Annotated in this window: 17 protein-coding genes; 5 read left to right on the forward strand and 12 right to left on the reverse strand. The window is 45.9% G+C overall.

Annotated elements, in window-relative coordinates; all coding sequences use genetic code 11:
- Positions 1-18: 18 nt before the first annotated feature.
- The 6 genes from BEL04_RS07480 to BEL04_RS07505 form a co-directional block, all read right to left on the reverse strand.
- Positions 19-3,279, reverse strand: coding sequence for a SusC/RagA family TonB-linked outer membrane protein (locus BEL04_RS07480; protein ID WP_066001876.1), 3,261 nt, complete (start codon positions 3,277-3,279; stop codon positions 19-21).
- A 48-nt stretch (positions 3,280-3,327) separates the two neighbouring features.
- The gene (locus BEL04_RS07485; RefSeq protein ID WP_066001877.1) at positions 3,328-4,890 is read right to left on the reverse strand and encodes a fasciclin domain-containing protein; all 1,563 of its coding nucleotides are present in this window, start codon (positions 4,888-4,890) and stop codon (positions 3,328-3,330) included.
- Between the two features lie 783 nt (positions 4,891-5,673).
- Complete coding sequence (locus BEL04_RS07490) at positions 5,674-9,837, reverse strand: hybrid sensor histidine kinase/response regulator transcription factor (protein ID WP_083227802.1); 4,164 nt, start codon at positions 9,835-9,837, stop codon at positions 5,674-5,676.
- A gap of 399 nt (positions 9,838-10,236) precedes the next feature.
- Positions 10,237-11,481, reverse strand: a complete 1,245-nt coding sequence (locus tag BEL04_RS07495) for a glycosyl hydrolase (RefSeq protein WP_066001883.1) — start codon at positions 11,479-11,481, stop codon at positions 10,237-10,239.
- 485 nt (positions 11,482-11,966) lie between these two features.
- A complete protein-coding gene (locus BEL04_RS24745) occupies positions 11,967-12,164 on the reverse strand; it encodes a hypothetical protein (protein ID WP_175404016.1) in 198 nt (65 codons plus the stop codon).
- 151 nt (positions 12,165-12,315) lie between these two features.
- Positions 12,316-13,254 (reverse strand): alpha/beta hydrolase, encoded by a 939-nt coding sequence (locus BEL04_RS07505; protein WP_139112948.1) that lies wholly within the window; start codon positions 13,252-13,254, stop codon positions 12,316-12,318.
- A 577-nt stretch (positions 13,255-13,831) separates the two neighbouring features.
- On the opposite strand from BEL04_RS07505, the gene BEL04_RS07510 reads away from it, so the two are divergent.
- From BEL04_RS07510 to BEL04_RS07520, 3 genes are read left to right on the forward strand one after another with little or no spacing between them, the layout of a single operon-like run.
- A complete protein-coding gene (locus BEL04_RS07510; RefSeq protein ID WP_066001887.1) occupies positions 13,832-15,097 on the forward strand; it encodes an SGNH/GDSL hydrolase family protein in 1,266 nt (421 codons plus the stop codon).
- A 48-nt stretch (positions 15,098-15,145) separates the two neighbouring features.
- A complete protein-coding gene (locus tag BEL04_RS07515) occupies positions 15,146-17,314 on the forward strand; it encodes an alpha-glucuronidase family glycosyl hydrolase (protein WP_066003547.1) in 2,169 nt (722 codons plus the stop codon).
- A 26-nt stretch (positions 17,315-17,340) separates the two neighbouring features.
- Positions 17,341-17,577, forward strand: a complete 237-nt coding sequence (locus BEL04_RS07520) for a 4a-hydroxytetrahydrobiopterin dehydratase (RefSeq protein WP_066001889.1) — start codon at positions 17,341-17,343, stop codon at positions 17,575-17,577.
- Between the two features lie 27 nt (positions 17,578-17,604).
- Here the strand turns inward: BEL04_RS07520 and gpmA are convergent, their stop codons facing one another.
- On the reverse strand, positions 17,605-18,294 hold the full coding sequence (gene gpmA / locus BEL04_RS07525; RefSeq protein ID WP_066001891.1) for a 2,3-diphosphoglycerate-dependent phosphoglycerate mutase: 690 nt from the start codon (positions 18,292-18,294) through the stop codon (positions 17,605-17,607).
- Between the two features lie 132 nt (positions 18,295-18,426).
- On the opposite strand from gpmA, the gene BEL04_RS07530 reads away from it, so the two are divergent.
- Entirely contained in the window at positions 18,427-19,011 is a 585-nt protein-coding gene (locus BEL04_RS07530) for a GPR1/FUN34/YaaH family transporter (protein ID WP_066001893.1), read from the forward strand.
- Between the two features lie 165 nt (positions 19,012-19,176).
- Positions 19,177-19,728: a glycoside hydrolase family 108 protein gene (locus BEL04_RS07535; RefSeq protein WP_066001896.1), complete on the forward strand. Its 552-nt coding sequence runs from the start codon at positions 19,177-19,179 to the stop codon at positions 19,726-19,728.
- On the opposite strand, the gene BEL04_RS07540 is transcribed toward BEL04_RS07535, so the two are convergent.
- The 5 genes from BEL04_RS07540 to eat all read right to left on the reverse strand — a co-directional run bounded on the left by BEL04_RS07540 (position 19,729) and on the right by eat (position 25,350).
- A complete protein-coding gene (locus BEL04_RS07540; protein ID WP_066001899.1) occupies positions 19,729-20,118 on the reverse strand; it encodes a RidA family protein in 390 nt (129 codons plus the stop codon).
- Between the two features lie 103 nt (positions 20,119-20,221).
- Positions 20,222-21,610: an OmpA family protein gene (locus tag BEL04_RS07545; protein WP_066001901.1), complete on the reverse strand. Its 1,389-nt coding sequence runs from the start codon at positions 21,608-21,610 to the stop codon at positions 20,222-20,224.
- Between the two features lie 261 nt (positions 21,611-21,871).
- The gene (gene eutC, locus BEL04_RS07550) at positions 21,872-22,636 is read right to left on the reverse strand and encodes an ethanolamine ammonia-lyase subunit EutC (protein WP_066001904.1); all 765 of its coding nucleotides are present in this window, start codon (positions 22,634-22,636) and stop codon (positions 21,872-21,874) included.
- Positions 22,626-24,011, reverse strand: coding sequence for an ethanolamine ammonia-lyase subunit EutB (locus BEL04_RS07555; protein ID WP_066001906.1), 1,386 nt, complete (start codon positions 24,009-24,011; stop codon positions 22,626-22,628). The genes eutC and BEL04_RS07555 overlap by 11 nt, the downstream gene beginning before the upstream one ends.
- Position 24,012: 1 nt before the next feature.
- Positions 24,013-25,350, reverse strand: coding sequence for an ethanolamine permease (gene eat, locus BEL04_RS07560; protein WP_066001908.1), 1,338 nt, complete (start codon positions 25,348-25,350; stop codon positions 24,013-24,015).
- Positions 25,351-25,406 lie beyond the last annotated feature (56 nt).

The raw sequence follows: 25,406 nt of genomic DNA on the forward strand, positions 1-25,406 counted from the left end.
TTTGAGTCTTTATGGTAATTAAAGTTTCAGATTGATGCCGAATGTGTAGCCTTTGGTTTGAGGCGTTAAACCCTGGTCTATGCCGATAAAGGCCGGGTTACTTCCCAGGGTGATCTCGGGATCAGCGCCGGTGTACTTCGTCCAGGTATACAGGTTATTGGCTGTGAAGAACATATCCAGGCTCGAAATATTAAGCCGTTGAACAACCTTTGTCGGCACTTTGTAGGATAGAGTAACGAATTTCAACCTGGCGTACGAACCATCTTCTACCCAGCGCGTAGACGGCAAAATGTTCCTGGTATCGGTAGCCAGGGCCCTTGGCATATTGGTTACATCGCCCTGGGTACGCCAGCGCCGCAATACCGACTGGGCCTGGTTATTCGCGTTGGTCATGCTTTCCAGTTGCAGGCGAAGGCCGTCGATAATATTGTTACCGTACTGGTACTGGATAAAGAAACGTAGCCCCCAGCCTTTATAGGTAAATGAGTTATTGTACCCACCAAAAAATTTCGGGTTTGCATCGCCGATCCTCACTTTATCCTGATCATCTATGATACCATCATGATTGAAATCTTCATAGATAGCGTCGCCGCCTTTGTAAACGTTACCGGTTTCGCTGCCGATGTGCATCAGGCGCGGCGTGGTTCCGTTCAATTCATAGATGATGTTCCCGTTCTTATCATGCACAACCGCATCGGCATCGCGGGCATAAACACCTTTGAACACCAACCCGTAGTAAGTTCCCAACGCATCGCCTTCTTTAATCTGCGAGGTAAAACCGCCATAACTATCGGCAGTGGTAACCGTGCCGCCCGGTAATGAGAGCACCTTGTTAATGTTGGTGGCTATATTGAATGAGGTGTTCCAGCTAAAGTTTTTTAGGGCAACAGGCGTTCCGGTGATATTGATCTCAATACCACGGTTGCGGATGGTACCTAAATTGGTGTAGATATATCCGCCCGAATTACCCGTTAACGAGTTTACCAAACCACTGCTTGCAGGCAGGGCAAGGTTATACAATAAATCTTTGGTCAACCGGTTGTACACATCCACCGTAAGCCCGAGCCTGCTGTTAAAGAAAGACGCATCCAAACCAAGGTTCGTGCTTTCGCTCGTCTCCCATTTCAGGTGGTTTAATTGCGGGTTACTTTGACTTACACCACTTAGCCCCATATAGTTGGCTCCCTGTGCGAACTGGCTGATATAGGCATAATTGGGAATACCGCTGTTACCCAGTTGCCCCCATGATGCGCGTAGCTTTAAATCGGATACGGTATTGCTGTTTTTTAACGATTTAAGGTTGGAGATACGCCAGTACCCCCCAAACGATGGGAAGTAACCGTACTTATTCGAGCCTCCGAACTTAGAAGAACCATCCCTTCGCATGGTGAAATTAAACCCGTAAGTATCATTATAAACAAAGTCGGCTTTTACAAACTGCGATAAAATGGTTTCCGTGGCGCTGCTTGAGTTAATAGCGTTATACCCTCCCGAATTTCCGAGTGTCTGCATGGCGGCGTCGGCGGTGGCATAGGCCTGGGCAGTTAACTGGTTCGATTTGAAAGTATTCAATGTGTTGCCCAGTAAAAAATTGGTTACCAGCTTAGGCACCAGGTTCACATTGTAGGTCAGGTAGTTGTCTGATATCATTTGCATACGCTCAAAATCGCGCGTATCCACCCGGTTAAACTGGTTACTGTTCCAGATCACGCCTGTTGCGGCAGCCGGTTGAAAGTACTTTGCGTTTTCACCGACAAAATCAAGCGATGCATTGCTGATAAACTGCAGGCCTTTGGTAAGCTGCAATTGCGCCCTGATATTAGGTTTAAGGTTGGTACTGTACGATGAGTTATCAACCGTATTGGCAAACGCGATCGGGTTATCCTGAAAACCGTTAACGCCGCCTAACGACATGTAATTTGGCAACGAGCTGCCATCCACATAACTCACATCATAAATAGGCATTGCCGGCGAGCGCACCAGGGCATTAAAATACAGTGTACCGCCGCCATTGTTGGCATAATCCTTAATGCTGCTTCGCGAAAAAGCAATATTCGCAGTAAACCGCAGCTTTTTTGACACCGTATAATCCAGGTTAAACCGGCCGGTAAAGCGGCTGAAACCGGTATTGATCATTGATCCTGCTGCGTTAGTATAAGAGGTACTGAAATTATACCTTGCGCTCTCACCGCCACCGCTTAGCGACATGTTATAGTTTTGTGTAAAGCCGGTCTTCTCCAGGGCAGCTATCCAGTTGGTATTCGATTGGTATAGCCAATAGTTCTGATAAGTCGGATCGTCAACCAGCGGAAGCAGGGTGTTCGTCGAAGGGTTGATATCATTATTATTTTGCTCGGCCTCCAGCCTCATCACTTTGTACTGGCTGGCATTAAGCACTGGTATCGGCCGCGGTGCCATCTGTAACGAAAACTGCGTGTTAATAATAATATTCGTTGTGCCCGGCTTTCCGCGCTTGGTTGTAATTACAATAACGCCATTTGCCGCCCTTGCACCATAAATAGCTGCGGCATTCGCATCTTTCAACACATCGATCTTTTCGATATCGTTCGGATTGAGGTCAGCTATCGGGTTGATGCGTGCATAACTGGCGGCGGCATTGCTGTTATCGTAGGGCGTCGAAATAATAGGGATACCATCTACAACGTACAAAGGGTCATTCCCTGCCGATATAGATCCCTGCCCGCGGATTACGATATTCGTACCACCACCCGGGTCGCCAGAGTTGGATACGATCTGTACACCGGCCAATTGCCCCTGCAGCATCTGGTCTATAGAAGTAGCGGGCTGCCCGGCAAGCTGTTCGGACGAAACCGATGCAATGGCGCCGATCTTATCCCGTGGCGAACTTTCGCCAAAACCATTCGAAATTTTTTGCGTGGCTTTCGATTGAACAATTACCTCTGCAAGATCTCTGGATTGTGCTTCTTTCAGCGAAACGTTAATAACGGTTTTATCGCCAATAGGCAAGGTTTGCGACTCGTAGCCGATGAAAGAAAATCTGACCTTGTCGTTCTTATTGGCAACTTTCAGTGTATAGATACCATCGAGGTTGGTTACTGATGCGTTTACCTGGCGGTCGTTTTCGTTAACCTCAACAACCGTTACACCCGGAATAGGCGCTTTGGATTTGAGGTCGGTAACCGTACCTTTTATTACAACTGCGGCAGCAGTTTGCGCCAGGCCGTCAGAGCCTGACCAGCAGAGCAAAAGCAATGGCCCGGCACACATGAAAAGTATTTTTAATTTAAATCTTAACATCTTAATAAGGTTTAAAATCAGTGTTTGAAGATTTACTATGATGAAATGTTATTGCGGTATCAGTATCTGATCAATTTTATACACATACCCAACATTGCTTGGCCCTACTGCTACGAAAGGTAAAACGATATTGGCCGCATTACCCGTCGGGCTGGTTACCGTAGTACCTGTACTGTTAAATGTAAGCTGCTCCGTTCCGGCCAGATCGGTACTGTATACCGCGTTAGGAAATGCCGTGGCTGCGAGGTTCGAATTGATCATGTGCACCCTGATGATATTGGTTAGCGTTGCCGTGGTGAGCGGTGCTCCGTTCAGGGTCATTGTTGTCAGATCGAGGCGCGCACTGGCAAAGGCTGCATTGGTAGGCGCAAAAAGGGTCCCGGCCCTGGTACTTGCCGCGTATGAAGATAACAAGCCCGCCTTTTGAACTGCCAGCCAAAACATCGACAGGTCGGGGTCAGACAATGCCTGCCCGATACCGCTCTTTAAGAGATCGGATATAGGGAAGGTTGTATTGATCATATGGATAACCCCGTTGCTTGCCGGAATATCAGCACGATAAAAAGAAGCGGCTGTGAGGCCTGGCACAAGAGCACCGTTTACAGATGTGAGCGCACTTGGCCGCTTAATTAATACGCTTGAAGATATATTTTGCCCGCCAATGAAATACGACTCTAACACGGCTTTGGCATAAATAGGCGATAACGCAGCTATTTTATCGGTGACGGTGTTACTGATCTTGGCTAACGCCGGTGCAATCAACGGGTCCAATACTGTATTGGTTGGCGCCAATATGGTTGTAAATACCGGGTCGCCGCCCTGGTCGGAAGCCAGCGTATTAACCTGGTAATCGATCGCGGTGTACACGTTACTCAGGTACGGATACGAGGTGTAAAATACCGAATCGAGTAAGCCATCGTGGTTTTTATCGTAACTGTTAAACCGGTCGAAAGTGCGGGCCGAACATACTTTCATCAGGCGATAAAAGGTACTGACGCTTAACTGCGGATCTGCCTGGAGTTTTTGTTCCAGGTTAGGGTTCGGGAGCAGCAATTGGCCTATACCATGAATAACGCCGTTATCAGCATCAATATCACGCAGACTTTTGATAACAGTGATACCGTTAACTTTCAAAGAATCTGTTGCGCTCACGTCGACGTTTACAAACTTTTTGCTCCTGGTTAAAAACAGCGTTTGCTGGTAAGTTTGATATCTGAGCTTAAAATCATAATAATACCACATGTTATTAACTATATGGTAACTTAGGATGGAGAAAAGAGTGTCTATCGGTACGTCATTGACCGAGCCGTACCCTTTACTTTTAAAATAGACCTGGAAAGCGCTGTCTGTAGGAGCAAAAACAGTATATAAGCCACCGGATGCAATATACTGATCAATACTGGCGCGCTTTAAGCCCGCGGTAAAAATGGAAAACTTAGGGTTGCTCTGCAATTTGGTAAATAAATATCCGCCTTTAGTACCGATTGCATCGTTATAATATTCGTCGAACCGGCTCTTGCAACTGCTCAGAATAATAGCCGGGATACTAATTGCCAGAACGGCCAGCCATATTTTTGGGGGGTTAAAATTCTTTAGTATAACTTTAATCATGTCTTATCAACTAGAGAAAATATAATTGGGTTAATTGAGTATAGTCATAAAGCAGCCGGGGTGTATGGGGGCCTGACTTTATACTATCCTGAGACGTGCAAAAGGAGATACACATCAACCGGGATTGTCAGCAACGCATTATCCTCTGCACACTCGTTGCTTTCCCGATGAAAAATGCGTTCAAGTGCTGTTCAATTTCATAATACAGGGCTTAAGGTTTAATAAATTGGTTTTGAACCGACACGATTCAGTTCATTGGTTTAGAAGTAAAAGTATCAGATTGGAAAAAGTGTCACTATCACAATTGTTCAATATAGTAGTTGGAATGTTCATAGATTATAAGCTACTTAAAATCAATTATTTACCATATAAAACATCATGTTTTTTTTAATAAAATACTGTTAAATTCGATGATTAGCGTTATAACTGACCGTAGGATGGGATATAGTTCTGCGATCGGAGGCCGGCAAAGTACCTGGTGTGATTTGTTTAGCTCTTGAACTGAAATAGCCCGTAAGTTCGAGGAAAGAGTAACGACCAGTTTGATCGATGATTGATATGCGGTGTGTTTATTTCCGGCAGGTATTTCCAACCGCGCCCAATCGGACTTATTTGACGCCAGACCTAAACCGCAACGGGCTCAAAAAAACACCAAAGCGGCGACTTTCATAGCGAGATTATGCTTGAAATATTCGGATGCAGCTAATTATTTCTGGCCACGCAAAACAATCTCACATTCACACTGATACAGAATGAATGTTGAAATAGGCACCGGGGGATTGCTTACTCAACAGCTATAGCCAATTTACTCTGCCCTCGTTTAAAGTTCAGGTATTCTGATGGTACCATACCATACTTATTTTTAAACATTCTTGAAAAATAGCTTGGTGTACCAAAACCTGTCATATAGGCTATCTGTGCCACATTATAGTCGCTTATTTCCAATAATGCAGCCGCTTTTTCGAGCTTTACTGTACGGATATATTCGATCGGCGTTAACCCTGTTAACTCAATGAGCTTGTAATAAAGCGATCCCCGGCTCATGCCGACGTGCTTGCTTAACTCTTCTACCGAAAGATCAGAATCGCTCAGTTTATCCTCGATGTATTTCATGATCGAGTTCAGCAGCTTGAGGTTTGTCGACTCAGCTACCACTTCCTTACCCGTGAGCTGTATTTGTTTGGAATAAGTATCTTTCAATGTGCGGTTCAGATCAAGCAGGTTACCTATTTTGGTATTCAATATCTGGAAGTTAAATGGTTTTGAGAGGTAATCGCTTGCTCCTGACTGTAACCCTTTCAACTGGTCTTCTTCACCAGTCATCGCGGTAAGCAAAATTACCGGGATGTGCGAAGTACGCTTATCGGCTTTTACTTTCCTGCTCAGATCTATCCCGTTCATCAGCGGCATGTTAATGTCACTTACTATAAGCTGTGGATGAGCGCTCAATGTTTTTTGCCACCCTTCTTTACCGTTAGCAGCCTCAACAATATGATAATATTGTTTAAGATGGCCTACCAGGTAGCTACGGAACTCATCATTATCCTCAACCAGCAACACAGTGGTTTTTTGATTAGCAACTGCATCACCGCTTACAATCCCGCTATTAATAGCATCCAATTCGGGTTCCAGGTCCGGGAGTAAAATATCAAGTACATCTTCGGTTATATTTTCAGCCACACCGGGCATCGGGATCTTTACGACAAACCTGCTGCCCCGTTCCATATTTTCTGCGCGAATATGCCCTCCGTGCAGCTCGACAAACTCTTTTGTTATCGAGAGCCCGATCCCTGTACCCTGGTTCATCACATCATTAGTTTGATGCTGATAAAATCGCTCAAATATTTTTTGCAGTTCGTTGGCTGGGATACCAGTACCCGTATCCGTCACTGTAATTGTCAGGCATGGGTTTTCATTATCTATGCCTGTTATTTCAGCCTGTAGCGTAACTTCTCCTTCTGCCGGGGTGAATTTAAACGCGTTCGACAATAAGTTGAAAATGATTCGCTCTAATTTATCGTGATCAAATTCGGCATACCAGCAATCACTCTTGCACTCAATCGAAAAGCTGATCTTCTTTTTGGCAGCCAGGTCTTTAAAAGAGTTGCCTGCATCTTTTGCAAAAGTAATAACATCGGCTGCCTGCAGGTTAAGCTTTAGCTCCTGCTCTTCCATTTTGCGAAAATCCAGCAATTGATTCACCATATTGAGCAGCCTGCGGGCGTTCCGGTTGATCATCTCAATGTCCTCCCGCGATTCGGTGGCCAGTCTCTTTTGTAACAGATTCTCTACAGGTGCCACAATCAGCGATATCGGTGTCCTGAATTCATGACTGAGATCGGTTAAAAACTTAATTTTCAGCAGGTCTAATTCATGCAGACGTTCCGCTTCTCGGCGTTCCTGGGCTATCCTGATTTTTTCCTGCTCAGTGGCAAACTCCTGCCTTATTTTTTGTATGCCTCTGCGCCTTAATAAAAACAATATCGTCCCCAGCAGTAACAAGTAGATGATGTAGGCATAGCTTGTACGCCATATGGGCGGTGCGACAAATACTTTTATTTCGGTAGGCGGTGAGGTCCAATGCTCGCCATCGCTGCTGGCTTTTACCTGGAACACGTAGTTCCCGGGGTCGATATTGGTGTAATTTGCCGTTTTACCTTTGCGGACATAGTTCCACTCCTTATCAAAACCTACCAGGCGGTACGCAAACTGATTTTGCTTTGGCGCCGTAAAATTTAAAGCCACATAGCTAATGGCAAAGTTCATCCCGTATTTGAGGTTAATTTCCTTAGCGGTAGTTAGCTGCTCCTGTATCGGTGCATCCTCTGATGGTGCGACAGATTGGTTACTTATTTTAAGATCGGTAAGCAACACCGGTCCCGATGTGCCTTGCTTAGGCAGGCTTTGCGGGTTAAAAAAATTAAACCCATCGTGACCACCGAAGTAAATATCGCCATCGGGGGTTCTGAGCACTGCCCTGGAATAAAACGAACCTTGCTGAACACCGTTATCGCCGTTGAAATTCCTGAATTTGCGGGTTTGCCGGTCGAATGAACTGATGCCCTGTTCGGTACTGATCCATAACATCCCGGTCTTATCCTCAGTCACACACTTTACCGCAGCGTTGGCAAGGCCATCCTTTTCGGTATATAAAGCTGTCCGGGCAGTTGCTCTGTCAAACCTCCCCAAACCCAGTTCTGTTGATATCCAAAGCGTACCGCTGCTGTCAAAAAACAGGTTATCTGCGATATCGTATGGTATGTTGTTTTTATCTTTGGTGTAATGCTCCATGTGTTTCGTTTTCGGATCGAACATCACGACACCGTCCCCTACCGAACCTATCCACATTTCGCCGGTTGGAGATTTAACTATACAACTGATAAAGCCATTGAGCGGAAGTAATTGGTTATTGAAAGCACCGGATGTTTGCCGTTTGTTGAACCTTTCCATTTTCTTTGTCTGCGGGTTGTATACATCAATTCCGCCACCTAATGTACCGATCCAGAAATTACCGAAGTTATCTTCAATGATCGAGGTCACATCGTTATGGCTCAATCCGCTTGCCGTACCATCACAAATTATCTGCTCATACTGCCCGGTTGCGGTATTGATACGAAAAACCCCATCGTGATAAGTGCCTGCCCATAAAAAGCCTTTCCTGTCAAAATACAGCGAAAAAATGGTAAGCAACTGCCGGTGTAACTTGCTTACCAGCTTTAGCGGCCTGCACAAACCACTAACCCTGTCAAAAATTTCTATGCCTGCACCGGCTGTACCCATGCCTGCGCCATCAGTACCGATATAGATCGGCCCGTTACCTTTTTCTGCAAAAGAGGTCACCATCGGCGATCGCAAACCAAACGGATCGAAAGGGTTACTTTGTTTCAGGTTAAACAACGGGGTGTTTTTATTGTATTTAGCCACGCCGCCGCCAAAAGTGCCTACCCAGTAAATATCTCCCTTATCAATAAAAATACTACGGACAGATTTGTTGTGAAGGCTAAAAACATTTCTCGGATCGGGATGCAGGTTACGGAATGTAGCCGATCCGGGATCATAAATATCTACGCCCTCTTCAGTACCTATCCAAATCTTACCTTGTTTATCTTCGCTCAGTGCAAAAACCGCATCGCTGCTGATAGATTTGCCCGGATCGCGGTTATGCCGGTAAGTCTGGAAATGCCCGCCGGGGAGCATTTTATCTAATCCATTGTAAGTGCCTATCCATATATTACCCGCCTGGTCCTGAATGATCGATTTGACGAGGTTATCGCTGAGGCTTGCCGGGTCGCCCGGGATATTGGCAAACCGGGTAAATGTTTTGGCCTTAGGCTCGAACAGGTACAAACCTTTATTCGTGCCTATCCATATCCGATGGTCTTTACCTTCTAACAGCGAAAGCACCACGAACGACTCATCCAGCTTTCTTATCCCGGGGATTATGATTTGTGTGATATGCCCCGTTTTCGGATCGATCATGCGGCAATCTCCATACGTGCCCAGCCATATATTCCCGAGGTGATCTTCTATAATTGCCCGGGGCGAAATATGAATAATGTTTGGCCAGGAGCCATCACCCGTGTACGGTACTATCCGGTCCATCGCCCTATCGTAATAGCTCAGGCCGTTAGCACCGCTTCCAATCCAGATTTTCCCTTCGCGGTCTGCACATAATGATAGTATCTCGTTTCCTGGTAGTGAATAAGGTTTTTCCGTTTCGTGCCGGTATATATAATAATTAGTCCCGTCGAACCTGCTTAACCCGTTTGCGGTACCAAACCACATCAGCCCGTGTCGGTCTTTTACAATAGCATGGACAATATTCGAGGGAAGCCCTTCTTTGATGGTGAGGCTGGTAAAATTAATATCTTCCTGTGCCAATACGGAGCCTGCCGAAAAGCATAAAAAAGACCATAACAAGAAACAACTCGCCCAACATCTTTGCATAAGTATGGCACTGTTGAATTAGAAATTTAGATAGAAACCTTTAGCCGGCTATCTTACAATTGGTTTTACGTGTCAAATATACACAAAAAAAAGCAACCGATTACAGTTTGTGTGAATTTAAAAAAATCCACCTGAAAATACTATAAATTGAAAAAGAAATATGAGAGAAAAAATATCGCAGGTAAAAAAGGAATCTGTTGTTATTCAGGGTTATTTTAAAAACATCCAATAGTCGAAATACATTAGTACGCCGGACTTTTCTCCTTTAAACACAAAAACACATTGTGCGTACCGGTCACCTTTTCAACCGGCATACGTTTCATTAAAAACGGGAGCCGTGGTTCTGCAGCTCCCGTTTGATTAAATAGCCGATAACGCGGATAATTTAAATAGCCCGGGTTACATCGAAACCAGGGTTGTCACACTTGATGGTGTTAGGTTAATACCAAAGCTGCTGCCGGTAACGCTAAAGCTGTTTGAAGCCAGGCTTGATGTGCTGTTGGTATAATAGCGGTTAAAGCCGGTAACTGTGATACCGCTGAGGCTGAATGCCTGATAGGTAGTTGCCGTATTTTGATTAACAATAACAACTACCAGTTTGGTACCGCTTTTATAAGCAGTTACATATACTCCTGTAGACGGGTTTGCCGTGCAGGATATCTTGCTGTAACCAGGGCGGACATAACGCGCGTATTGCGCCATTACATAACCCAGCTTGGTAATATTGCTGCTCTCATCAATCGGGCCGTAACTGCGGCGGATATACCACCACACGTAAGCCGCCCAGCCAGAGTTCATACAATCGTGGATCTCTTTCGCCGCAGTCATGGCATTGTTCCAGTCATCGCCACTAACACCCGAGTTGGTATAGTGTTCGGTCATCCAAACCGATTTACCGATGCTACCCAGGTTATAAGGTGTTTTGCCATAGATATGGCCGCAAACAAAACTGGTGTTGGTTTTTGCAGTGGCATTGCTTAAGTAGCTGTTAATAAAAGTCTGGTCCATGTTAAAAGGCTCGGGTGCCATAATGGGCGCCCCGCAGTTGGCACCTTGTGCCGCAACAAAATTAGCCACTTCGGTAGCAGTGGCTTCCATCCAGCCCGAACCCGAATAATTGGGTTCATTGAATGGACTTATTGCGTAAACGCCGCCTACTGCGGTATTATATGAGCTGAGATAGGATGCATAAGCAGCATATGATGATGTATTCAAATGTACACCGGTCATCATGCTGGATGGAGCATTCCAGGCTGTGGCTACAACTTTCGCACCAAAGCTTTTAGCAGCATCGATAGTAGGTTTTTCGGCAGCAAAGCTACCTGTGCCGGTGCTGGGCACCATCACCCGCAGGATGCTCAAACCGATACCGCTTGTGGGAGAAAACGCCTCTGTCCGTTGCGTGCCGGTCAGGTCGGCTTCCCAGGCCAAGATACTGGCTCCGCCAAAACCCTGGATGGTTTGCTGCACGGTGGATGCATCGATGGCTGCTGTACCAGTAGCCATTGTTTGAAGCTGCGGAGTCGTACTTGACGTAGCCGCCTGTAGTTGTTGTGCCGATTGAGGCTGCTGCACCGGCTGGTCTTTGGTACAACCGGCCAAAAGCAATCCTATTCCAATCAGATTGAAAACAGTTCTTTTCATAAATGTAGTTTTTAGATGAATAATGGTTAATTGGCATCCGCGTTTCGGATATCCTAAGCTATCCATCTGTAAAAGAAAGGAATAGCACAAATCGTGAATATGCTATCACAAATGAGCACAGTAAACATACATTACGCGTAAAAAATTCGAAAAGGGATATGCCTAAAGGCTACTTTATTATTGCAACACCCGATAAACTAAGCAGACCAGAGTAATATATCCCTTGCAGTGTTTGGGTTGGGATCGGCTCTGATCTCCGGTTTGTGCGGCAAGTAGAGAATAAAGGACAGCCTCGCGCTGTCCTTTCCAATTACATTCACTAACCAATTGTGAAGTGGGTGGGTAATGGGTGATAAGAAGATATCTTACCAGACGCTGAATAACCAAAGATCAGGTTTATACCTTATTTAGGATAGCACATTTATTGATATTAATAAAACATTTGTTTGATTACGGCCTATCTCTTTCCACAGCATTTTACCAGGTTACCCGTTAAATGGCCTGCGCTGATTTGAAGCAAATGAGGTAAGATATGACGGGTCGCTATTATCAGTTGCAACTATTTCGCCTGGCCCTGATATGGTAAAATCAGGGGTCGTTTTCTGCGTCAGGCACGATGCACCTTTTTCATCAGTTACATTTATAGTGATAAAAAGGTAGATGTGCAATGTTCGAAAAAGCACCTGTCAGACTAAAATTATTATTGAATGCACAAAATAAATAATCATACCGGTGCTACAGTTGCCGTTTTGTATACAGTACTGTAACAAAAGCTTATCAGCACACGATTGATCTACAGAATAATAATCATTTAATGAAAGCTATTTATACATATTACTGCGTTAATAGTTTATTTGCCTGTAACCAGTTGATACAACGGTCGAACCAGGAATCGGAGGTGGTACTGTTGTACATTCCAAATCCATGTCCGCCTTGCGGATACAGGTGCATTTCGGCCTTAACCCCATTATCTTTTAAAGCTTTATAAAAATTGAGGCTGTTTTCTACGGGCACTGCAGTGTCATCTTCGGCATGTACAATAAAAGCAACCGGCGTTTGGGCATTCACTTGCTTTTCGTTCGAAAAGTGTATGATCTGGTCTGTAGTTGCATTCGTACCAATCAGGTTTTGCTTTGATCCCTGGTGCGTGTATTGTCCCATGCTGATCACAGGGTAAATTAGCATCATAAAATCAGGTCTGAGACTTATACCCGGCATATCTTTTATCACTACCTCATTATAATGCGTTCCGAGACTGGAAGCCAAATGCCCCCCAGCGGAAAAGCCAATAATCCCAACCCTGTGCGGGTCAATATGCCATTCAGCGGCTCTTTGCCTAACTAATTGAATAGCCCGCTCTGCATCTTGTAACGGGCCTATCGAGCGTTCGGGCATGATACGGTCATCGGGTAAGCGATATTTTAATACGAACGCTGTAATGCCTAAAGATGCAAATCTTTTGGCCACATCAATTCCCTCATGGTTAATGGCAAGGCCGGCATAAGCGCCGCCGGGGATAACAATTACCGCAGCCCCTGTAGATTTTCCGCCGGGCGGAAGGAAAGCGGCTAACTCGGGTTTCGTTACCATTGTAACCCACCCATTACTATTTTTTTCGGCATAATCGTCGGGAGCAAGTTTACTGTTCGGTACCACACCGTCATATAAGCTGATGACGTGGGTATCCTGTCCGAAAGAAACGAGGAAAACTGATGCCGACAAAAAGCATGTCAGCAAGCCCCTCATAAATAACACATTAAATCTCGTATTCATGTTATTATTGTTAGTATTTATAGGCTGGCTGTCTCTAAAACAGATCAATCTTGGGCAATTATACAAATCAAAAGGACAATCTGATACAATCGTTGCATAAATTTCAACAAACGATTGATGGCGCCCCCGGATGAATGATTATCGGTTAATTATTGGCTCTAACAAAAATAAGCGAGCAACCGATTACATTCAACACATTTCAAAAAAAATTCTTTCATTGATCAAATGATAAATTCATTTAAAATATTTTTTAGTAATCGATTGCAAAATAGCAAACTAATGCTTTATTTGCATAGCGGTTGCACGTACTATAAAATACCAGCAATCAGCACCAGGGCAGCTTGGGATATAGCGCCTTAATGTATAACCAATTATAAAACCATACTTGCTTTAACAGGTGATGTTTGTCTGTAAATATCCTTTTTAATTGACGATAACATGTTCAGTAAACTCCGGATAGTAATTTTAACAGGCTTCATTTTATGCAACCTTAACGCCTTTTCGCAAGATAAGAACTTCTACATATACATCCATAACACATTAACCAGCCAAACACTTAAGTTTAATCAAGAGTTTTATGAATGATCAAATCCGATACCGCAGCGCTGAAGCATACCACAACACAGGGCAACGCCGTGTCCTGACAACTGGATGCATGGTTCTCTTCCTGTTACTGACAATCACTAAGACATTTTCGCAAACACAGCAAAAAAACGAATGGATAGGCACCTGGGGTACTGCCCGGCAACTGGTCGAACCCAACAATATGCCCCCTGCTCCCGGTCTCAGTAATAATACCCTGCGTCAGGTTGTATGCGTATCGACTGGTGGTAAAAAGCTGCGCTTAAAGTTTTCGAATGAGTTTGGTAACGGTGTTCTTTCGATTAAATCTGTACAGATAGCGACTTCAAAAGGAGAATATCTTACCGATGAAAATTCCGCAAAAGCATTAACATTTAATGGCAATCCGGGCATCGACATCGGCCAGGGCGAAGAAATTAAATCAGACCCGATCAAATTCGAGCTTAAACCAAGAGCCGAGATCGCCATTACCATCGTTTTCGGAACAGTGCCAACGGCGTTAACCGGCCACCCGGGTTCGCGTACCACCTCCTACCTGCTTAATGGCGAACATATTTCCGGCGATGCGGATTTTGCGACAGCTGTTAAAACAGATCATTGGTACACCATTACTGGCATCGAAGTCGAAAAGGGTACCTCAACAGCTTCTGTAGTAGTTTTTGGCGACTCTATTACCGATGGTCGCGGTTCGGGCACAAACAAACAAAACAGGTGGCCGGATGTGCTTGCAATCAGCCTGCAGGCAAAAGGGAACAAAAAAACCGGCGTGCTGAATATGGGCATCGGCGGTAATGCAGTGCTTAAAGGCGGCCTGGGCCCTAATGGCCTTAAACGATTTGAGCACGATGTGCTGAAACAAGCCGGCGTACGCTGGCTGATCATCTTCGAAGGGGTTAACGATTTGGGTGGGACAAGGGATAGCCTGGCCGCTTTCCAGGTAGCCGACGGATTGATTGCAGCTTACGATAAAATGATAGCCGATGCGCACGCGCAGGGCATCAAGGTTTATGGGGCCACGATCACACCTTTCGGAAAATCGTTTTATTACCGCAGCTATCGCGATTCGGCACGCAATAAAATAAACGAATGGATACGTACCAGCGGGCATTTTGATGCCGTTATTGATTTCGACAAAGTTTTAAGAGACCCGCAGGATACAGTAGCATTGCTGCCGGCAGCTCAATCCGGCGATTATCTTCACCCGAATGAAGCGGGATATAAATTATTAGGAGAGGCCGTCGACCCCGCGTTATTTAAGTAATATTGAACAAGTCAAACAGTTTTAGCTATGTTTCTTAACATCGTGAATATGCGTGTAAAAATCCGCCTCATATTACTCATCTTAGCCGGGATTCTTTTGGTTGGCGACATGGCCAGGGCCGAAAACGGGTATGAACTTTGGCTACGCTACGCGCCTGTCACTGATGTTGCTTTAAAGGCTCAATATCAAAAATCGGTTAAAAACATCTATTTCCCTGCAGGATCGGATCGTTTAAAGGTTGCTCATGACGAATTATACAGGGGCTTAAGCAGTATGATCGGTCTGTCGCCCGCTCAAAAAACGATATCGGAAAGCGAACTGGTTATTGCCACAATCGATAAAATAGGGAACCTGAGAAAATACGTACCCGACAGCATTCCGGCCAAGATCGGTACTGATGGCTTTTTGATCAAAACCATAACTACCTCGAAAAAAAACACTATCCTTTTAACTGCAAACTCCGACCTGGGCATTCTGTACGGCGTTTTTAACTTCCTGAAATTATTTCAGATAAACAGTTCGCTCGCTGCGTTGAATATTGCTGAATACCCTAAAACCATGTTCCGGGTACTCGATCACTGGGATAATCCCACCCGCACTGTAGAGCGCGGCTATGCAGGTTTTTCTATCTGGAACTGGCATAAGCTTCCCGGCTATATCGATCCGAGGTATATTGATTATGCGCGTGCAAACGCATCTGTCGGTATTAACGGCTCCGTTATTAATAATGTGAATGCCAATACGATTATGCTCACACCAGCTTACCTGGCCAAGATCAAAGCTTTGGCTGATGTATTCAGGCTTTATGGCATCAAAATATATCTTTCGGTAAAATTCAGTAGCCCGGTAGAACTTGGGGGGCTAAAAACCGCCGACCCGCTCGATGAAGATGTTAAAGCCTGGTGGAAAGCTAAAGTTGATGAGATATACCGCTACATCCCTGATTTTGGCGGGTTCCTGGTAAAAGCAAACTCCGAAGGGCAGCCCGGCCCCCAAACCTACGGCCGCACACATGCCGATGGCGCTAATATGCTTGGCAAGGCGCTGGCTCCGCACCACGGCATTGTCATGTGGCGGGCTTTTGTTTACGACGATAAAGTACCCGATGACCGCGCGAAACAAGCCTATAATGAGTTTAAACCTTTCGACGGCAAATTTGATGCAAACGTAATTATACAGGTAAAGAACGGAGCGATCGATTTTCAGCCCCGTGAACCTTTTCACCCTCTGTTTGGTGCACTTCCCAATACATCGGTTATGCTCGAGCTGCAGCTTACACAGGAGTATCTTGGTTTTTCGACCCACCTGGTATATGAAGCACCTCTGTTTAAGGAATGTTTAAATGCCGATACCTATACAGCCGGACCAAACAGCACGGTTGAGCATATACTGGAGGGCCGGTATAATCCGAAATTGATTACCGGTATGGCCGGAGTTGCCAACATAGGCACCGATATCAACTGGTGCGGCCATCCTTTTGCACAGGCCAATTGGTATAGCTTTGGCCGCCTGGCCTGGAACCCGGGGTTATCGGCAACCAAAATAGCGGACGACTGGTTACGTATGACCTTTACCAATGATCATCATTTTATTGAACCGATGAAGCGCGAGATGCTTCAATCGCGCGAAAATACCGTGAACTATATGACGCCACTTGGCTTGCATCATATTATGGGCGCAAACGGGCACTACGGCCCCGGCCCCTGGACGGATAATACCGGCAGGGCCGACTGGACCGCTGTTTATTACCATAAAGCGGATACAAACGGCGTAGGGTTCGATCGTACCCGCACCGGAAGCAATGCCCTCGCCCAATACTCCCCCCAGGTGCAAAAATATTTTGAAGACCTGAGTACCTGCCCCGACGAATACCTTTTATGGTTCCATCACCTCAGCTGGAATTATCGTATGCGATCGGGTAAAACACTTTGGGACGAAATGGTGGAACATTATTATCGCGGCGCCGACTCGGTAAAGCACATGCAGCTGGTATGGAATTTGATGGAAAAGTATATAGACCACGATCGTTTTACCCAGGTTAAGGAATTGATGGCCATACAGCACGACGAAGCTATATGGTGGCGCGATGCCTGTGTATTGTATTTTCAAACTTTTTCGCGGAAACCTATCCCCGACAATTTCGAAAAACCGCTGCACAATCTGGCGTACTATCGTAGTTTAAGAATTCCCAATATACCGGGCCAGGGAATAAATTAGTATATTCTATAATAAATCAGTTAACCATGTGGCGCGAAGAAGATAACAAACTACACCGCTCCTTCATTTTTAAGGATTTTACGGCGGCATTTGCTTTCATGACCAAAGTTGCTGCTATTGCCGAAAAGCAAAACCACCACCCTACCTGGACCAACACCTACAACAAGGTCGATATCTGGCTAAACACCCATGATGCCGGGGATATCGTCACCGCAAAAGACCGTGAACTGGCCGCTGCTATCGATAAGGTTGCCACCTCATGATCATACTTTTGGATGTTTAAATGAGGATTATTCGAGATAATAATGTTTTATACGCCTCAGTTCATCATCTAACTCATATACCAAAGGTATCCCGGTAGGTATCTCTAAACCGGTTACTTCTTCGTCTGTCAGGTTATCAATGTATTTGATCAGTGCGCGTAAGCTGTTTCCGTGCGCCGAAATGATCACTTTTTGATTCTTACGCATTTCGGGCACAACACTTTCCTGCCAAAAAGGTAAAACCCTGTCCATAGTCTCGCTCAGGTTCTCAGTCAATGGCAATTCGCGCTCGGTTAATTGCCTGTAACGGATATCATGGCCCGGATAACGTTCATCATCTTTAGTGATAGCGGGTGGATGTTCGTTAGGGTCGCGGCGCCATCTCTGTACCTGTTCCGGTCCGTACTTTGCCATGGTCTCATCTTTATTCAAACCCTGCAAGGCGCCGTAAAAGCGCTCGTTCATCCGCCACGACTTTTGCACGGGTATCCACAAGTGGTCGAGCTCTTCCAAAACAATATGTAATGTTTTAATGGCCCGTTTTAATACCGAAGTAAAACCAGCATCGAAATTATAGCCGTATTTGTTGAGTAGCTGGCCTGCCCTCTTTGCCTGCAGGTATCCAGCATCACTCAGGTCGACATCCGTCCAGCCGGTAAAACGGTTTTCCTGGTTATAAACGCTCTCGCCGTGGCGCAGCAGCACTAATTTTTGCATATGGTAACTTACTTGTTGCCCAGAGGTTTTTTTATTTGATATTGTTCTAAAAACATCTATTTTTAGATGTAATAATTACAGTTAACCAATTTTGTAATTACCTGAAATCATTTAACCAAACCTATAAAAATTATGGCAGAAACATCTATTATCTCTTTAAAAGAGAACACCGCCAACCCGGCCCCGCTTGGCCTGCTGGCTTTCGGCATGACCACTGTTCTACTCAACTTTAAAAATGCGGGACTTATTGAAATGAGCCCGATGATTTTGGGTATGGGTATTTTTTATGGTGGCCTGGCACAGGTAATTGCCGGTATTATCGAAGCGAAAAAGAATAACACTTTCGGATTAACCGCTTTTACCAGCTACGGCTTTTTCTGGCTTACCCTGGTAGCATTAATACTGATACCAAAATTTGGCTGGATGCCCGCCCCTACCGATGCTTCGATGGCGGCATATTTAGGTATGTGGGGTGTATTTACCCTCTTGCTGTTTTTCGGCACATTAAAGCTTAACCGCGCATTGCAACTGGTTTTTGGCACGTTAACTATCCTGTTCTTTTTATTAGCTGCAGAGCATGCAGGCTGCGAAGGCCTGGGCCACTTTGCCGGTTACGAAGGCATACTTTGCGGCCTGCTGGCTATTTATACCGGCATTGCACAGGTATTAAACGAACTTTACGGCCGGGTTGTACTACCTATCGGACCGGTTAGTTAACAAAAGTTAAACATCTCTTTGATAAAATATTGCCCGCGGTAGTGCCGCGGGTTTTTTATTTGAGGCTATTGTTATCTATGAGCCCTGAGGCCTCATAGGATATTTGTTATTTATTGTTTTAAGATAATAAACATTCATAAATTAGCTCTGTACAAACCTACACTTATGGCTAATTTTTCGATCTCATTCAACTTAACTATGGGCGCCGAGGGCGGCTATGCCAATAACCCTGCCGATAGTGGCGGACAAACCTACCGCGGCGTTGCACGCAATTACAACCCTAACTGGAGCGGGTGGGCAATTGTCGATAGTATCCTGGCTACCAATCCGCCAAATATCAATGCTGCTTTAGGTGCAAACGCACAACTGCAAACCGATATACAGCAATTTTATCTTACCAATTACTGGAATGTAAACAGCACCGGCTCGATCAACGATCAGCAGATAGCGAACCAGGTGTTCGATACTTCGGTGAATATGGGTGTAGGCCGCGGCGCACAGTTTCTGCAGCAAGCTGCCGGGGTAACTGTCGATCGCATTATCGGGCCACAAACGCTGGCCGCTGTAAATGCCGCCAATCCCGAAACTTTGTACAACGCCTTTATTGCTTTGCGTAAGCAATTTTATCAGAATATCATAGCCAACAACCCATCGCAGGCACAGTTTAAAAACAGCTGGTTCAGCCGGTTATGGCCTTATGTGCCGGGCAAATACTGATCAAGCCAAAGCAATACATTCAACCGAGACCAATATCCCACCCGGAAAAGGCATGACCTGTGGGGCACTGCGGGCAGGCGGATTGGTTGGAAAAAATTCGGCGTAAACCTTGTTGAGGCCGGCGAAAGTTGGGTCGGCCCCAGATACCATCCACACCACCACCTTAACTATTTTATCAACATCGCTGTTAAGCTCGTTCAATATAGTTTTGATGTTGGTGAAAGCCTGGCGTATCTGTTCCTCAAAATTATCGCTGATCAGTTTGCCGGTTTGCGGGTCGAGCCCCGCCATTCCGGAAACGTAAATGGTACCTTGGGCTACGGCTGCCTGGGGTATAAAAGTGTTTAAGCGGGGTACCCCTGTGCTGTTAAAACTGGTAAAATGGCTCATTGCGTATCTGATTTAGATACAGCAAGATACTTAAATACCGGCAAATAAAAAAAGCCACCCGTATAAATCCGGATGGCTTTCATCAATAGTTAATATCTGATATTTAATACAAAGTAAACTCGACCCTGCGGTTTTTCTGACGGCCCGCAGCGGTTTTGTTGGTAGCTATAGGCTGTGTTTCGCCATATCCGGTAGCTTCAATACGCGATGGGTTTGCGCCTTTACCCACCAGGTAATTTTTGATCGATTCGGCGCGGTCTTTTGATAAACGCATGTTAAACTCGGGCGAACCTGTATTATCGGTATGGCCGGCCAGTTTCAGGCTGAAGTTTTTATCAACCAGTAAGCGGGCAACCTTGTCTAAACTTGGGAACGAGTGTGGGCGGATGGTTGCTTTGCCCAGGTCGAACTCGAGGTTAGCAATCGCATCTTTAACGACTTTCTTATCTTCTTCGGTTATATAAACCTTAGTTTCGGTTGGTGCTTTGGCAACCGGCAGCGGGCAACCAGAGCCATCAACTTTTGTCCCGGCGGGAGTATTGGGACATTTATCAAACAAATCCGGAACGCCATCGCCATCGCTGTCCTGGGTTAATTTAGCCAGGTTTGCATTGGTAGCGGCCAGATTGTTGTTAGTGGCATTTAAATCAGCACGTAAACGATCGTTTTCTGCTTTTTGGGCATCTAATTCGGTTTGCAAGGTTTGTGCCTTGGTCATGTACTCATAACGCATAGACGATACAGGATTATGCGTAGCCAGCTGGGGCTTTCCTTTGCCACCGAATGCAAACTCCAGACCTGCATGGGCATAAGCAAATTTATCATTGTTGTAACCATAAGCGTAACCGTCAACAAAATCCGAATTCACAAAATTCATCTGGTATCCCAGGTCGAGGTTCACATCTTTTGCAATATCAAACTTTAAACCCACGCCTACCGGGATAAAAAACTCGGTAAAATCAGTTGCACTTGTTGCCAATGGCACTCTGCTGCCGGTACCGCTGTACAATTTAGGAGTAAATGCCATATAACCGCCGCCCAAAGTAAGGTAAGGCTGTATTGCGCCTTGATTATGCCGCCAGTTAATATTAGCCAGTGTAATATTGGCAGCCAGGGCTGCCGTCCAGTTTAACTGGGTGCTGTAGCTTGCATAAGGCTGTACATTGGTTGTGGTCGGCGATCCGTTACCGGCTATCTGACCTCCAAAATACTCTGCTTCTAATCCAAACGAGGGCAATATTTGTTTTTTAACATAAGCTCCGTAGCCCAACTGGGTCTCGCGCCCCTTAAAATCCTGCTTGCCGCCTATAAAAGTGTAAGGAGTGATCATCCCGGCATGTATACCGAACGACCAGGTTTTAAAAGCGCTTCCCGACGAAAAGGGTTGTACATAATTATTTGTGAGCGGGGTGTCGATGGTTTGCGCGAGCACCGTACTGCCGAGCATTAGCCCCGACAGTAATAATGTAGTAGTTTTTAAGTTGAATTTCATCATTGTTGTTTTTTATTGGTTTACTTCAAAAGGGTAAACGTTAGTTAGCAAATCAATAGTAATGCCATGTGATTATATGTATCAGTTGTGTGGCCGCTAAATAATAGTTATTGAAATAGTTAAAGAGGGTAACAGCATGGTTAAGTATATGTTATCGGAGTATACCACCTGTTTGATTAGAGTCCACCGACGGATATGTCATCAAGTTGTTGATCTTAAATCTGTACTAAATTACATACAAATTTATGATAATATAAAGATTTAACTACTTAATAACCCATGACGATCTTTCAACTCAACTCCGCTAAGTTTCCTTTTCAGCGATTCACTGATCAGGTAAAACAGTTTATCGGCTGCGGGCCGGATATCGAGGCCATCGGGCCGGATATTGGATATGCAATTACGGGATTCATCAGTAAGGCCAACCCGCGGTTTGTAGGTCAGATACGCGCTCATGCTATCGGGCGCTGTCAGGCCGGGGCGTTCGCCTACCAATATTACCGAAAGTTCGGCGTCAAAATATTGCCCTATCTCGTCGGCTATGGCCACTCTGCCCTGCTCAGCCAGGCTGATATTGAGCGTTCCTGTATTTGCAGCCACGAGCTTCGGAATGAGCAATCGCAGCAATTCGACAGCATATTGATTTACGGCCGCCGCCGATAAGCCATCGGCAATAACCAACGAAATGGTAACGGGCACCTGATCGCGAAGGGCCTCAACGGAAGTTTCATCCAGCCTCCGGCCGTAATCAGGTCGTGTAAGATATTTTTCGCGGTTGATGGCCCGGCTGTGCAGTTGGTACACAGGCAGGTTAAATTCTTCCAGTGCATCACTTAGCGCATCAATATCCAGTTTCGAATAAACTGCGTCGCGGGCATGGGCATGGGCCAGTTTAAAATTGAGCATCTGCCGCAGCGGGATACTGCTCCCTACCCGGCCAATGGCAATACGGGCAGCGGTAAAGTTTTTGAGCGATACCCAGGGATCGCCCTGCAACTGATCTGCTTTTTCGGGTTTATCGCTCATAATTAATCGCTTTTAACAGCTTAGCTGGATTATGATGATGGTTTAGCTGGCCACTTTGGTTAAATATGCCTTGCTTTATTAACCATTGCTCGAATTCGGGTGCGGGTTTCAACCCGAGCACTTTGCGCAGGTACAGGGCATCGTGGAACGAGGTTGACTGGTAGTTCAGCATAATATCATCCGATCCGGGTATCCCCATCACAAAATTGCAGCCGGCAACGCCAAGCAGGGTGAGCAGGTTGTCCATATCGTCCTGGTCGGCTTCAGCATGATTGGTGTAGCAAACATCAACACCCATGGGCAGCCCAAGCAATTTACCGCAACAATGATCTTCCAATGCAGCACGGATAATCTGCTTGCCATCATATAAATACTCCGGACCAATAAAGCCAACCACCGTATTGACCAGTAGCGGGTTAAACCGGCGCGCCACGGCGTAGGCCCGCACTTCGCAGGTCTGCTGGTCGACCCCGTAATGCGCATCGGCCGACAGGCTGCTGCCCTGCCCGGTTTCAAAATACATTACGTTATTACCCACGCTGCCCCGGTTAAGCGAAAGTGTAGCCTGGTAAGCCTCTTCAAGTAATGCCAGGTTAACGCCAAAACTGGCGTTGGTACGCTCGGTACCGCCGATGGATTGGAACGTAAGATCGACAGGTGCATTTTTATTGATGAGCCCGATGGTAGTAGTCACATGGCACAACACGCACGATTGTGTAGGGATATCAAATTGCCGGCGAAGATAATCGATCAGTTCGAGCAAAGAGTTTACCGCCGCGGGGCTATCTGTTGCGGGGTTAATGCCTATGACCGCATCGCCGCTGCCATACAGCAAACCGTCGATAATACTGGCCGCAATGCCTTTTACATCATCCGTCGGATGATTCGGTTGCAAACGGGTTGAAAAATGCCCCTTTAGGCCAATCGTATTTCGAAAACGGGTAACCACCTCGCACTTTTTGGCAACGGCTATCAAATCCTGGTTGCTCATCAGTTTGGACACCGCCGCGACTATCTCCGGGGTGAAGCCTGGCGCCAGGGTAGTCAATACCGCGCCGTCTACATCATCGGATAATAACCAGTCGCGCAGGCCGCCTACTGTTAAGTGACTGATCACATCGAAAGCAGCTGCGCTGTGTGTATCAATGATCAGGCGTGTGATCTCATCCTCTTCATAAGGGATAAGCGCTTCGCTCAGGAAGTTTTTCAGCGGCACATCAGCCAGTGTCATCTGCGCGCAGATGCGATGCTCGTAGCTATCGGCATTCAACCCTGCCAGTACATCGCCTGAGCGGTATGGGGATGCTTTGGCAAGAAGTGTCCGTAAGTCGTCAAACTTGTAAACCTTTCCTTTTATGGTATGCCGGTATGCCATTTTAAATATCTATGGTAACAGACATCAGGTCTTCGGGTACCGCTGCCTTGTGTTTTTTCAACAGTATGAATAAGGCAAGGGTCAATATCAATCCCCCGAGGAATAGCAAACTTAGCACGGGGTTGTACCAAATGATCGCAAAGAGACTCACAACTGCAATCAGCAAAGCCACTCCTGGAAATACCGGGTAAAACGGCGCAGCGAAGGGCCGCTCCATATGCGGTTGTCTGATACGCAGGATAAACAGGCTTAGCATGCTCATCAGGTACATCACAACAGCGCCCAACACCGAAAGTACCAGTATCTGGTCGGTAGTACCGGTGAGGATGGCTATACAGCCAATAACGCCGCCAGCAATAATGGCCCAGTGTGGGGTGTTGAATTTTTTGTTCACTGCCGATAGAAAACCGGGCAGATAACCGCTACGGGCCATTGCAAACAACTGCCTCGAATAGGCCAGTATAGTGCCATGAAAGGAAGCGATCAGGCCAAACAAACCGATACCCGCGAACATCTTCGTCAAGCCATTTGTCTTACCCAAAACAATACCGATGGCTTCGGGGAGCGGATAGTCAATCTTACTGAGGTTTTTCCAGTTGGTGATACCGCCGGAGAGGATCATCACACCAAAAGCTAAAAACACCAATGTAACAATACCCGATATATAGCCTTTCGGGATATCTTTTTTGGGCTCTTTTACCTCTTCGGCAACCATGGCCACACCTTCGATAGCTAAGTAAAACCAGATAGCAAAAGGCAATGCAGCAAACACGCCTCCCCAGCCAAAAGGCATAGAGTCGGTTAAAAACGTATGTATTTTAAACGAAGGCGCTATGACACCCATAAACAGGAGTAACTCGGCTATAGCCAGCATGGCCACTACGATGGAAAACACGGCCGACTCCTTCACCCCGGAGATATTAAGCCCCATAAAAATGAGATAGAATGTCATCGCGCAGGGTATTACCGGAATTCCCGGATACAGAAAATGGATATAGCTACCAAGTCCCGAAGCGATAACCGGGGTGGCAAACATCAGGTCGATCACGGTAGCATAGCCTGCCACCAACGCACCGAATGGCCCCATCGCGTGATAGGCGTAGGCAAATGCGCCGCCGGCATGGGGTATGGATGTGGTGAGCTCGGTGTAGCTGAAAACAAAGGTAACGTACATCACCGTAATGATCACGGTAGCAATGAGAAACCCGACAGTTCCGGATACGCCCCAGCCCAGATTCCAGCCCACATACTCGCCCGAGATAACGAGACTGACCGCTATGGCCCACAAGTGGATGGGTTTTAAAACCTTTTTAAGCTGTTGCGCCTGTTGGCTGGCCATATCATTAAGCGGTAAATGATTATGCCAAAAAGATAGTTAAAAAAGGCAAAAGTTAA

It is taken from the genome of Mucilaginibacter sp. PPCGB 2223 (assembly GCF_001705515.1).
Taxonomy (GTDB): domain Bacteria; phylum Bacteroidota; class Bacteroidia; order Sphingobacteriales; family Sphingobacteriaceae; genus Mucilaginibacter.

Excerpts from the sequence above, each read along its gene's own strand:
- BEL04_RS07480 (WP_066001876.1), bottom strand. The coding sequence starts at position 3,279 with ATGTTAAGATTTAAATTAAAAATACTTTTCATGTGTGCCGGGCCATTG.
- BEL04_RS07485 (WP_066001877.1), bottom strand. The coding sequence starts at position 4,890 with ATGATTAAAGTTATACTAAAGAATTTTAACCCCCCAAAAATATGGCTG.
- BEL04_RS07490 (WP_083227802.1), bottom strand. The coding sequence starts at position 9,837 with ATGCAAAGATGTTGGGCGAGTTGTTTCTTGTTATGGTCTTTTTTATGC.
- BEL04_RS07495 (WP_066001883.1), bottom strand. The coding sequence starts at position 11,481 with ATGAAAAGAACTGTTTTCAATCTGATTGGAATAGGATTGCTTTTGGCC.
- BEL04_RS07505 (WP_139112948.1), bottom strand. The coding sequence starts at position 13,254 with ATGAATACGAGATTTAATGTGTTATTTATGAGGGGCTTGCTGACATGC.
- BEL04_RS07510 (WP_066001887.1), top strand. The coding sequence starts at position 13,832 with ATGAATGATCAAATCCGATACCGCAGCGCTGAAGCATACCACAACACA.
- BEL04_RS07515 (WP_066003547.1), top strand. The coding sequence starts at position 15,146 with ATGCGTGTAAAAATCCGCCTCATATTACTCATCTTAGCCGGGATTCTT.
- BEL04_RS07520 (WP_066001889.1), top strand. The coding sequence starts at position 17,341 with ATGTGGCGCGAAGAAGATAACAAACTACACCGCTCCTTCATTTTTAAG.
- gpmA (WP_066001891.1), bottom strand. The coding sequence starts at position 18,294 with ATGCAAAAATTAGTGCTGCTGCGCCACGGCGAGAGCGTTTATAACCAG.
- BEL04_RS07530 (WP_066001893.1), top strand. The coding sequence starts at position 18,427 with ATGGCAGAAACATCTATTATCTCTTTAAAAGAGAACACCGCCAACCCG.
- BEL04_RS07535 (WP_066001896.1), top strand. The coding sequence starts at position 19,177 with ATGGCTAATTTTTCGATCTCATTCAACTTAACTATGGGCGCCGAGGGC.
- BEL04_RS07540 (WP_066001899.1), bottom strand. The coding sequence starts at position 20,118 with ATGAGCCATTTTACCAGTTTTAACAGCACAGGGGTACCCCGCTTAAAC.
- BEL04_RS07545 (WP_066001901.1), bottom strand. The coding sequence starts at position 21,610 with ATGAAATTCAACTTAAAAACTACTACATTATTACTGTCGGGGCTAATG.
- eutC (WP_066001904.1), bottom strand. The coding sequence starts at position 22,636 with ATGAGCGATAAACCCGAAAAAGCAGATCAGTTGCAGGGCGATCCCTGG.
- BEL04_RS07555 (WP_066001906.1), bottom strand. The coding sequence starts at position 24,011 with ATGGCATACCGGCATACCATAAAAGGAAAGGTTTACAAGTTTGACGAC.
- eat (WP_066001908.1), bottom strand. The coding sequence starts at position 25,350 with ATGGCCAGCCAACAGGCGCAACAGCTTAAAAAGGTTTTAAAACCCATC.